The 11,107-nt window shown below is 65.0% G+C and carries 9 protein-coding genes; 2 read left to right on the forward strand and 7 right to left on the reverse strand.

The features are described 5' to 3' along the window. Positions 1-265: 265 nt before the first annotated feature. From AB0N82_RS08650 to AB0N82_RS08665, 4 genes are read right to left on the reverse strand one after another with little or no spacing between them, the layout of a single operon-like run. Positions 266-1,093, reverse strand: a complete 828-nt coding sequence (locus tag AB0N82_RS08650; protein ID WP_307213469.1) for an SDR family oxidoreductase — start codon at positions 1,091-1,093, stop codon at positions 266-268. Continuing rightward, complete coding sequence (locus AB0N82_RS08655) at positions 1,090-2,325, reverse strand: family 1 glycosylhydrolase (RefSeq protein WP_363390449.1); 1,236 nt, start codon at positions 2,323-2,325, stop codon at positions 1,090-1,092. Before AB0N82_RS08655 ends, AB0N82_RS08650 begins: the two co-directional genes overlap by 4 nt. 22 nt (positions 2,326-2,347) lie before the next feature. Further along, positions 2,348-5,005, reverse strand: a complete 2,658-nt coding sequence (locus AB0N82_RS08660) for a family 78 glycoside hydrolase catalytic domain (protein ID WP_363390452.1) — start codon at positions 5,003-5,005, stop codon at positions 2,348-2,350. Further along, a complete protein-coding gene (locus AB0N82_RS08665; RefSeq protein ID WP_307213474.1) occupies positions 5,002-6,360 on the reverse strand; it encodes an MFS transporter in 1,359 nt (452 codons plus the stop codon). Before AB0N82_RS08665 ends, AB0N82_RS08660 begins: the two co-directional genes overlap by 4 nt. A 154-nt stretch (positions 6,361-6,514) precedes the next feature. On the opposite strand from AB0N82_RS08665, the gene AB0N82_RS08670 reads away from it, so the two are divergent. Continuing rightward, positions 6,515-7,171, forward strand: a complete 657-nt coding sequence (locus AB0N82_RS08670) for a TetR/AcrR family transcriptional regulator (protein WP_307213476.1) — start codon at positions 6,515-6,517, stop codon at positions 7,169-7,171. A gap of 300 nt (positions 7,172-7,471) precedes the next feature. Here the strand turns inward: AB0N82_RS08670 and AB0N82_RS08675 are convergent, their stop codons facing one another. From AB0N82_RS08675 to AB0N82_RS08685, 3 genes are read right to left on the reverse strand one after another with little or no spacing between them, the layout of a single operon-like run. Further along, positions 7,472-7,948 (reverse strand): hotdog domain-containing protein, encoded by a 477-nt coding sequence (locus AB0N82_RS08675; protein ID WP_363390457.1) that lies wholly within the window; start codon positions 7,946-7,948, stop codon positions 7,472-7,474. Continuing rightward, positions 7,905-8,990 (reverse strand): transaldolase family protein, encoded by a 1,086-nt coding sequence (locus AB0N82_RS08680; RefSeq protein WP_363390460.1) that lies wholly within the window; start codon positions 8,988-8,990, stop codon positions 7,905-7,907. The genes AB0N82_RS08675 and AB0N82_RS08680 overlap by 44 nt, the downstream gene beginning before the upstream one ends. Next, the gene (locus AB0N82_RS08685; protein WP_307213481.1) at positions 8,990-9,400 is read right to left on the reverse strand and encodes a tautomerase family protein; all 411 of its coding nucleotides are present in this window, start codon (positions 9,398-9,400) and stop codon (positions 8,990-8,992) included. The genes AB0N82_RS08680 and AB0N82_RS08685 overlap by 1 nt, the downstream gene beginning before the upstream one ends. 159 nt (positions 9,401-9,559) lie before the next feature. Between AB0N82_RS08685 and AB0N82_RS08690 the strand changes: the two genes are divergently transcribed. Further along, the gene (locus AB0N82_RS08690; protein WP_363390463.1) at positions 9,560-11,005 is read left to right on the forward strand and encodes a sugar porter family MFS transporter; all 1,446 of its coding nucleotides are present in this window, start codon (positions 9,560-9,562) and stop codon (positions 11,003-11,005) included. The last annotated feature ends 102 nt before the right edge of the window (positions 11,006-11,107 follow it).

Raw genomic sequence — 11,107 nt, forward strand, 5'->3', positions numbered from 1 at the left:
TCAGCTGCAACGGCGTCCGCCAAAGTGGGATCCGAGCCGGTATCGAGCAGCATTCGCGTGACGGCAGATCCCGCTAAGAGGCCCGCGACCTTCTGCGCAAGAAACCGGTTAAGCACCAGTTGATGGTGCGACGGATGTCAGGAGCAAACCGGGAAACTTAGCGGTCACCCAGCAGGCCCGATTTGGGAGGTCACCGCTCAACGCACCGCTTCGCCGCAGGCGAACGTCCGAGCTGTGTCCTGGTCGATGGGTGGTGTGATAGCCATCAGATGGTCTCGCCGGCGTCGGCGAGCAGAGTGCTTCCCGTCATGATCAACGAGAGGTCGCTCACGCAGAAGAGGACCACGCGGGCGATGTCGTCCGGTGTTCCGAGTCGCCCGATCAGACTCTGCGTCATCGCTTGAGGCACGGTGGACGGGTCGCCGGCCTCCCCCGCGCGATCGGCCATCGCGGCCGCCGCCGCCGCGATGTTCCCCTCCGTCGGCACGTACGAGGGGGCAACGCCGAGCACGCGGATTCCCCGCGGGGCCAATTCCAGTGCGAGCTGCTTGGTGAGACCCCGGACGGCGTGCTTGGAAGAGACATATGCCGACATCCCCGCCGCCACGCCGCGGAAGCCCGCTGTCGAGACGATGTTCACGACGACCCCTCCGTCGGCCATCGTCCGCACTGCCGCTCGAGCCCCGTTGCGCACCCCTCGGGTGTTCACGGCGAACACCTGGTCCCAGTGTTCGTCGCTCATCTCGCCGAGGGCTGCGCTCGGGAAGACGCCCGCGTTGTTGACCCACACGTCGATGCCTCCGAGGCGTTCGACGACGGCGGCGGCGGAGGAGTCGACGGATGCCGAGGACGCGACGTCCATCGCGACCCCGATGGCGTCGATGCCGAAGTCGGCGGTTAGCTGCGTCGCCGCTGCGCGCGCCCGATCCTCTTGCAGGTCGGCGACGGCGACGGCGGCCCCTGCCTCCGCGAGCCGGCGAGCGATCGCGAAGCCCAGTCCTTGCGCACCGCCGGTCACCACGACGCGACGCCCGGTCAACGACAGGAGAGCCGTGAGAGGAGAGGCCGAGACATCGGCGAACGGGAACGTCACGCTGTCACCGCCTGGGCGAGCGCGTTGCGCTGGGCGACGGATCCCAGCCAGGCGAGGCTCGGCTTGGGGTGACGCGTGAAGTCATCGCGATCGACGGCGATCAGACCGAATGTCGGTTCCCAATGGCCCCATTCGAAGTTGTCGAGCAACGACCAGTGCAGGTACCCGCGCACGTCGATCCCCTCGTCGATCACCTGCGCGAGGCCCCGCAGCGCCTCGTAGGTGTATCGGATCCGCTCCGTGTCGTCGGCCGTCGCGATGCCGTTCTCCGTGACCATGATCGGGGTGTGCTCGCTGACCTTCCAGGCATGCCGCACCGCCATTGCGAGGGCATCCGGGCGGAAGGCGGTGCCGACGAGGGTGTTGTCGGGCGCGGAGGGGTGCGGAACGAGGCCGTTCGCGTCGACCTGCTGCGACGAGTAGGCCTGGACGCCCACGAAGTCGTCTCCACGACTCCCCTCCCAGTAGACGTCCTCCTTGCCGTACCGGATCTCCTCGAGCTTCCGCTCGCCGCCCGGTGCCGCCGTGAGGGCTCCCGCTGCGATCGTCCATCCGACCTTCGCCGACGTGCGCCGACGGACGATATCGCGCGCCGCGTGATGGATGCGCGTGAACGTGCGGCCGATCTCCGGGTCGGCGTACGTCAAGAAGTCGCTGTGCGTCTGCTTCTCTTCCCGGTCGCCCTCGGCCTCCACGGTGGGACTCGTCCACGATCCACCGCCGCTCTGCAAGCGCCGCATCGCGGTCATGATGGCGGCCTGCATGTTGGGCTCGTTGATGGTCACGACCCATTCGACGCCATCGAGGATGTCGCACGCCCGTTCGACGAAGGCGCTGAAGAGGTCGAGGGCTTCCGGGGCGTCCCAGCCGCCGGCCTGCGCGAACCAGTTGGGTGTCGTGAAGTGCTGCAGGGTGACGACCGGCGTCACACCGTTCTCGAAGCAGAACTCGATGACCCGCCGGTAGTGGGCCAGCTCGGCTCGCGAGAACGAACCGCGCACGGGTTCGATCCGGGCCCATTCGAGGCTGAAGCGGTAGGAGTCGAGGCCGGAGCCGGCGAGAAGGCTGATGTCCTCGCGGTACCGGTGGTAGCTGTCCACCGCGTCTCCGGAGAGCTCCATTCCGGGCATCATCTGCTCGCGGGCCCACCAGTCGCTATTGACGTTGTTGCCCTCGATCTGGTGGCCTGCGGTCGCGGCTCCCCACAAGAAGCCGTCGGGGAATTCAGTCATGTCGTCTCTTTCGTCGGGGAGGTCAGCGCGCGCTGAGCTGGAGTTCGGAAGCGGGCACCGTGCTGGCGAAGTCATGCCGACCCGCCTGGCACACGTGGGTGCGGCCGTCGGGCAAGATCACCCGGGCGATCGTTGCGGGCGGGACTTGGACGTGCAGGTGAAAGTCGGACTCGTCGCGCCGCCACTCCACCTCAATGGGACCGCGCGGACCCAGATGGCTGCCCCGCGCCCACGTGACGGTCGGACCGGGCACCGGCTGGACGACCAGGCGTTCCCACGCAGTGCTGTCGTCGTCCTGACGCAAACCGAGGGTGTGCGTGTGCAGAAACCGCACCACCGCGCCCTTGCTGTAATGGTTGAGAGAGTCGTGCGCGTCGCCGTTCTCGTCGATCCCCTCCCAGTCCTCCCAGATCGTCGTGGCGCCCTTGTCGACCATGTACAGCCAGGACGGGGCGGTGCGCTGTGCGAGAAGGGCGTAGGCGACGTCGGCACGGCCCGCATCCGCAAGCACGGGAAGCAGATCGCCCGTCGAGAGGAACCCCGTCCCGAGGTGGGTGCCGGCTTCTTCGATGAGCTCCACGAGTCGCTCGACCGCGGCATCCCGCATCTCCTCGGGGATGAGACCGAACGCCAGCGCTCGCACGTACGCGGCCTGGGTGTCTGCCACCGTCGTCGAGTCGGGACGCAGGTACGCGCGGCGCCACGCGTCGCGCACGCTGTCCGCGATCGACGCGTATCTCATCGCCTCGTCGTGACGACCGAGAATGTCGGCGACGCGCGCAAGAGTGGCCGTCGAGCGGAAGAGGTAGGCCGTTCCCACCTCGCCCTTGTCTGCCATGAACCACGCCCGGGGGTCGTGGCCGAGCGGGTCGATGAGCCGCCCCTCGGCGTCGCGCTGCTTCGGCTCCGTCCATTCCCCCCAGTGGAATGAACCGTCCCACAGGAACTGATCGAAGGGTCTGGCCTCACCCTGGGCGCGCGAGTGGTGGCGAGCGGACCGGGCGGTCTCGAGCGCCCACTCGACCCAGCGGGTCATCGCCTCGAAGTTGTCTGCGAGGAGCTTGGTGTCGCCGTACGCCGCGTACATCTCCCATGGGACGGAGACGATGGCATCGCCCCATCCCGCAGAACCCGTCATCATCGCGAACTGGTCATCGAGATGGCGCTTAATCTGACGCCCGTCCGGAGAGAAGTTGGCGATGCGTCCGTCGTCGAGCTGGTCGTCTCGCACCGATCGGAGCCACTTGGCGGTGAAGCCGCGCACGTCGTACAGGCGTGTCGCCGTCGGCGCGAAGACACCGTAATCGCCGGTCCACGCGAGTCGCTCCCGGGTGGGGCAGTCCGTCGGGACGTCGACGGCGTTACCCAGGAAGCTCCAGCGGGCGATCTCGTGGAGTCGGTTGAGATCGGGGTCGCTGCAGGCGAAGTCGCCGACCCGCACAAGGTCGGTGTGCACCACCTGCATGGTGACGGTGGTCGGGTCGAAGGCGCCGCCTGCTCGCGTGACTCTGGCGAATTGGAACCCGTGGACGGTGTGCCGTGGCTCGAAGACCTCATCGCCCCCGCCCGCGATGACCTCGTCTCGCTGAAGGAAGGGGATCGGCGCTTCCCCGGGCCGAGCGGAGTCGAGGTGCGACGTCGACAGGTCGCCGTCCGCGCCGAGGTACTCGCCGTAGTCGATGACCGTGCGGGTCCCCGGGCTCCCGAGATCGCTCATCCTGAGCCACCCCGACGCGTTCTGGCCGAAGTCGAGCACCCACGTATGATCCGCGATACGTCGCGAAGCGACGACCTCGCGCTGCGCGACGACCCGCACCGGCGGGGCGGGCGACCACTCGATGGGCGGCGCCTCGACCCGTCCCACAGCCACCAGTCGGGAGGCTGACGGCTGCTGCGTCAGATCTTCCGACTGTCCCGCCATGAGGTCCGCTCGCGTGATGCGCGACCGGACCCAGGACCACGTCCCATCGGTCACGACCACCGTCGACGCGCCGTCGGAGGCCTCCACGTGCATTTCGGCGCGCACGCCGGTGACGGTCCCCCACTGCGCGGGAAGTCGGAACGCCCCGACCTGTCCACGGAACCAGCCGTCGGAGAGTTCGACCTCGATGCGGTTCGACCCCGGTCGCAACAGGGCCGAGATGTCGTGCGCCTGCGCGTAGAGCGTGCGGTCGTACGACGTCGAGCCGGGCGCGAGCTCGTCCGAGCCCACCCGTCGACCGTTCACGGTGACGGTGTAGACCCCGAGTGCCGTGGCATATAGGCGCGCGCGCGTCACCGACTGGTCCAGTTCGAAGACCCGGGAGAGGAGGAAGGCGGGACGCGTGCCGTACTCCTCGACGGCGTCCCCCTCGGGAGAGATCCAGGATGCCGTCCAGTCGGCATTCAAGAGCCCGACCTCGAACGACGACTGCTCGGACCACTGCGAAGCCCCCACCGACCGGACCCTCCACGCGACGCGCGCACGACTGGGAAGGGACGCGAAGGGCCAGGGCACGAACCGCTGCCCCGTGACCTCGGCGGACATGGAGTCGCCGTCGTCGACCCGCGCTTCCACCTCGTATCGCGCGCCGGCGGGGCCGTCGTGCATCCACGACAAGCGCGGTTCGCCGTCGGTGACGACGATGTCATCGCTGCCGGCATCGACGGACAGCGCGTGGGGAACGGAGTCGACGGTCATCGGACCGACTTCACTTTGAGCAGGATGATCAGCCCACCGATCAGGGCGAAGGCTGCTCCGACGAGGTAGAGCAGCGTGTAGTTCTTCTCCGCACCCACCGCGCCGATGGTGATGACGACGCCCGCGATCAACGGCGCCACGGCGCTGGGGATCTTCTGGGCGAACTGCGTCACCGCCATGTACCGCCCGGCCTGATCGCGCTCGGGGAGGATGGCGTAGATGATCGCCTGATCCACCGTGGCGAAGACGGCGATCGCGAGCTGCATGAGCACGGCACCGGCGATGATTTGCGGCAGCGACCATGCCGTCGCCTCGGCCACCGCGCCACCCACGAAGAGCAGCGCCGCGAGCATCACGAACAATCGACGGCGCTGCAACTTGTCGGAGAGGAATCCGCCGACGATCGCACCGGCTGCAGCCGCGACGACACCGATCATTCCGACGGTGGCGACGATACCGGCAACCTCCCTCACCGGCAGATCGAGACGCTGCGAGTAAAAGAACGTCCCGAACGTCGTGTTGAAGTACAAGCCGACGAAGAAGACGAAGCGGCCGACCCAGTTCCATCCGAAGTCGGGGTACTTACGCGCGTTGAAGCCGTAGCTGGAGACCACCGACTTCACCGTCATCTCCCCCGAGCGGGCGAGCGAAACCGAGCTGCCCTCCGGCTTGATGAGGGGGAAGATGGCCAGCAGCAACGCACCGATGACACCGGGCACGAGGAAGATCAGAAGCGTGCTCGACGACACCGCGTAGGCGATGCCGATACCGAGAACCGGGGCCACCTGCGTCATCAGACCAGTGAGAGCGGCGACCTTCCCGCGTTGCTTCTCGGGGAGCTTGTCGGCCTGCAGTGTCTGCAGTGCGGCGCCGGCGATCGACCACCCGCTCATTCCGAGCACCCATCCGGCACCGACGATGAGCAGGTTGGGGGCGAGCCCGATGACCACGGCTCCGACCACGCCGATGGCAAGTCCGAGATAGATGAAGGGCGAACGGCGCCCGAAGCGCGACCGCGTGCGGTCGCTCCAGATGCCGACCAGTGGGCTAATGACGAGATAGGCGGCTTGCGCCGTCCCCGTGATGTATCCGAGCACCTCTTCATGCCCCGGCGCCAGTTCGGTGATCCGCACAGCGATGCCGTAGGACAGCGGCACCATCATTGCGATGGATGCTCCGAAGCTCGCCAACATGAGCCAGAAGATGTATGACCGGCTCATCGGCGTCGTCGGCTCCCCAGGTGCCGTCGCGAGGGGCAGACCGTCTCCCTCGAGCGCTGTCTCGTTGCCGGGGAGCGGTTCGGCTGCCGCCAAGCCATCGGCCAGGGCGCGAGCCTTCGGATCGTTGTTCGGCACTATGACTCCTTCATCAAGGTGACGTCCCTCGCGGCTTCGCAAGGGCGAGCAGCGGATGAACCACCGCAAAAGTGACCACCGTGGTAACTCTTCGCAGAATGTAACCGATCTGGTTACACTTAGCAAGTACACCGATCGAGCCCGAGGAGCGACCATGAGCGCAACGCAGGAGCGGCCAGCGACAGCGCCCACTCGCGCCAAGCGGGGACCCTACGCGACGACGCCCGCACGGAGGATCGCCATCGTCGAGGCGGCCTCCGCAAGCTTCGCCGAGCACGGATATGAACGCTCCTCACTTCGCGACATCGCGGCCCGCGCCAACGTGACGCACGCAGCACTCCTGCGCCACTTCGCGAGCAAGGATGAACTTCTCCTGGCTGCGCTCGCGCGGCGCGACGAGCAGGACGAGGAACTTGCTCGACGGATCATGGAGTCGAAAGTCTCAGCCGAGCGCGTACTGACCTCGGTGCTGCGCGAGGAGTTCGAACATCCGGAGATGCAGCGCAACTGGCTGGCCATCACCGTGGCAGCAACCAATCCGGACCACCCGGCCCACGCATTCTTCCTGGCTCGACGCGACAAGATGCGCGCTAATTTCGCCTCAGGCCGACTCGAAACCGCTCTCGATCACGACGAGCTATCCGCGGACGACAAGGTCACCATGGTTCTGGCGATGATCGACGGCCTCCGCATCCAAGCGCTTCTCGACCCCGACCGGACCATCCTGCCCTTGCTCGAACGCTTCATGCGCTTGATCGCGACGACTCAGCCCGCTGAAGCGAATGCCACGCAAGCCGCGGGCGGCATCTGAGACCGCAGTCGTCGCGGCCCGATTGGCTCCAGGTGCCCGACTCTGTCCCGCCCCTCTTCAGCATTAATACGAACACGCACGAGCAAGATTCAGCCCAGCTCGCGCATCATCAGACGTCAGCTGACATGGTTCGCCCTTCTACAAGACAACGCCACTATTCGGCGGCGCTGTGAGGACTTACCCGGTCAAGAATTAGCCGCCATGGCGCGGATGACCCTGCAGATCCGGCCCCAAGGGCGAGGGAGGCAGCCGACGAGGGGGCGGAAGCGCTCTTCCGAAGCGAAGTCCGCGGTCGCGCGCCTACCTGCTCATGTCCGCTGACGACGCTGGCAAACGATCCCGACGGTACGTGATGTCCGTGTATCCGTGCGCCTCAGGCTTGCCCACCGTGTCCAGGCTGACGAACACGATCCGTTCTATTCGAAGGATTCGTGCCCGGGTAACCATATTGCGCACCTCCGCACGCATTGTGATAGAGGTTCGACCGAAGTGGATTGCACGGATACCGAGTTCAATAAGATCTCCCTGCACGGCAGAACTCACGAAATCAATCTCTGACATGAATTTCGTGACTGCCCGCGGGTTCCCTATCTGCAGTATCGCGTAGATCGCTGCTTCTTCATCGATCCAACGAAGAAGGCTCCCTCCAAACAGTGTGCCGTGAGCGTTGAGGTCCTCGGGACGTACCCAACGGCGCGACCGGAAGGTGACATCTTCCTCAGCGGCCGCCACGTCAACCTCGGGCGGGCGGAACGATGACGTCACGCACGAGCGCATCGAGCTGAGCGCTCGCTTCCAGAAACTGTCGGAGCGTGTTCCGGGCTGCGCCGAAATGACCGAAGTCCTCAGCTTTCAATCCGTCCGGCTCGTAGGCCCGGACGAACTCCGAGAAAGACAACAATTCCGATAGAACCCCGGCAGGCACGGGCTCGGAGATGCGCTCTCGCACAGCGAAGCCGTTTTCGTTGATCCGGGCCTGCCAATCGAAAGGCGGCGAAACGACCAGATCTCCGCCAATAAGCTCGGACCAGTGCAGGTGGTTTCGGAAGGCCGCAGACAGAATCCGACTGCGGAACCCCCGCTCGCGGAAAATCTCGTATGCGCGCTTCAGTGCGGCGACGCCAGCCCACTCGAGTGCGCCTGGTTCGACGAGAATTCGGTTCTCGGATGCCCACAGCTTGAGCCAGTCGTCGAGGCGGCCGCCCATGATTGTGACGACGTGACCAAATTCTTGGTCGGGAAGTCCTTGAGCGGCACGCCGGTCCATCGCGCGCTCTAGGGCTTCTCCCACCGCTACCGCCTGCGCGACAGTGAAAGAGAGAGTCGCGTTGATGCTCACACCTCGGTAGGCAGCCTCTTCTATCGCCTGGATTCCGACGGCCGTGGCCGGAATCTTGACGATGATGTTCGGAGCCAGCTCTGAGAACTCCACAGCCTGTCGGACGAGAGCCGCTGCGTCCCGATGTAGACGCGGATCTGTCTGGATTGAGAGCCGACCGTTTCGTCCACCTGACTCATGAAACTTCATGAGCAGTTGCTGCGAGGCCTGGACCGAAAGTTCGCGCACTGCGGCCCAGCCGAGTTCAGATTCAGACCAAGTCGGTTGTGCGGCGGCAAGTGCGCGCAGCCACGGCTCCCACTGGGCCGGATTTCTTTTGATCGCGGCGTAGGCAATGACCGGATTGCAGGTTGCGCCCACCGCTCCCAGCCGAATGGACTCCCGGAGCTCCTCCGGATCGGCGGAATCATTCCAGAGAGCCGTCGGGTATCTCCGAGTCATTTGCATGAAGGGCGCTGGCGCCTCGTCAGTAGTTGCCATCAGCGGGCGTCTTCCTTCGAACTGGGGACGGCGAGCTCACCTGTCACGTACTGTGCGCGCCCGAAGCCGAACGACCAATCCTGCGGACCGTTCTCGACATATCCAATGAAGACGTCTTCGCCCGCAACCCCCACCGACTCCAAGCGTCGAGCGATCTCCTTGAACAGGGCCTGCTTCGTCTCGTCCGAACGGCCCCGTTGGGTGAAAATCTGAATGATCACGGGGTCGGTTCGCTCGAAGCCGAGCCCAGCGTCCTCAGCCACGATGGTCTCCGCATCGCGACTGGTCACGACCTGGAAACGATCGCGCTCCGGTATGCCATACACGGCGACAATTGCGCGGTGGATGGCGTCCGAGATGGCGGCCGAGTTGGTTCGCGCACGGCTGTGGTCAATTCGCACAAGGGGCATCACGAGCTCCGATCTTTGTCCTGACATAATTACATGAACGTCTGGCGCGTGCAAACAGTTGCTCAGCGAGAGTCACTATGGCAGAATGTCCTTACATTTGACCGTAGCGCGCCCCACTTTGAGGATGGCGGGCTGCCCCCTACGCAAAGGAGCGTCCGAGTGTCGCACCCCCGCACACCCGTCACCAGCGACTCACGTCCCCCCGGTTTCAAGGGCTTCCTGACACGGCTGACCGTCATCTCGACCCTGGGCGGATTGCTGTTCGGCTACGACACGGGAGTGATTTCCGGCGCGCTTCTGTACATGCGTGATGATCTAGCGATGTCGACGTCGGAGGAGGCATGGGTCGTCAGCTCGCTGCTATTCCCCGGGGCCGCTTTCGGAGCACTCCTGGGTGGTCGCATCGCGGATGCTTTGGGACGCAAGCGGAGCTTGCTCGTGTGCGCAGCAATCTTTCTGATCGGCGCACTGGGTTGCGCGGTGGCCCCGAACGTCGCCCTGATGGTCGTAGCGCGCATCTTCCTTGGGTTTGGTGTTGGGGCAGCTGCGGTAGCGTGCCCCCTGTACCTAGCTGAGATGGCGCCGGCAGACCGCCGCGGTCGAATGGTCACGATCAACGAGCTCATGATTGTCACGGGCCAGCTCCTGGCCTTCGCCATCAACGCCCTTCTGGCGGTCGTCATCTCGGACACGCACGTGTGGCGCATCATGCTCGGCGTCGCCAGCATCCCAGCAGTCATTCTTTTCGTCGGCATGCTGGTCCTCCCGGAATCCCCTCGGTGGTTCGCCGCGCGCGGTCGTCTCGACGAAGCTCGGCGAGTACTGGCCCGCAGCCGCAGCAACGCCGAGCTGGAGTCAGAGATGTCTGAGATCGCTCAAACCGCCGCGATTGAAGGCAACGCACGTCGGCACGCGTGGAAGGCCCTACGCGACAACCGATGGATGCGCCGTCTGCTGTACATCGGCTTCGGCTTAGCCGCTATCCAACAGGCAACCGGTATCAACACAGTCAACTACTACGCTCCAACCATCCTGACCCAGACGGGGCTGGGCGACGAAGCTGCCCTCATCGCCACCATCGGTGTCGGTCTGACAAGTGTCACCATGACAATCGTCGGCATCTGGCTGCTCGGTTTTGTTGGACGTCGCACCATGCTGCTCATCGGCTTCAGCGGCGTAGTGGGCGCCCAGGTCATCTTGTCCCTTGTGTTCTTGCTTCCTCATTCGGACGCCGTGAGCTACATCATCCTCGGAGCGATGATGCTGTTCGTTGCCTTCGTGCAAGGGTTCATCGGAACGGTTGTATGGCTGCTGCTGAGCGAGATTTTTCCGTTGGCGATTCGCGGCTTGGCAATGGGTCTGGCCGTCTTCGTCCTGTGGACGGTGAATGCGACAATCTCGTTCGTCTTCCCGATCATCGTTGAGGGCATCGGCTCGACCTTGACGTTCGCACTCTTCGCTGCAGTGAACGTCGTATCGCTCATCTTCGTCCTCCGAGCCGTCCCTGAAACCAAGGGCCGAAGCCTCGAGACTCTTGAGAGCGATTTCCGCACTCAGTCCATTCGCACATTGACCCGACGCGAGAGACTGACCGGCGCACGCTAAGCGGTTCTTGCGGCCCGCTCCTCCGGGGCGGGCCGCAACTTTGCTCGAAGCCGAGGTGTCACCTACGGCATCGATGAAAACGCATTCGATCACCTCCGGGAC

The organism is Microbacterium sp. NPDC089186, assembly GCF_040685115.1.
Lineage (GTDB): Bacteria > Actinomycetota > Actinomycetes > Actinomycetales > Microbacteriaceae > Microbacterium > Microbacterium galbum.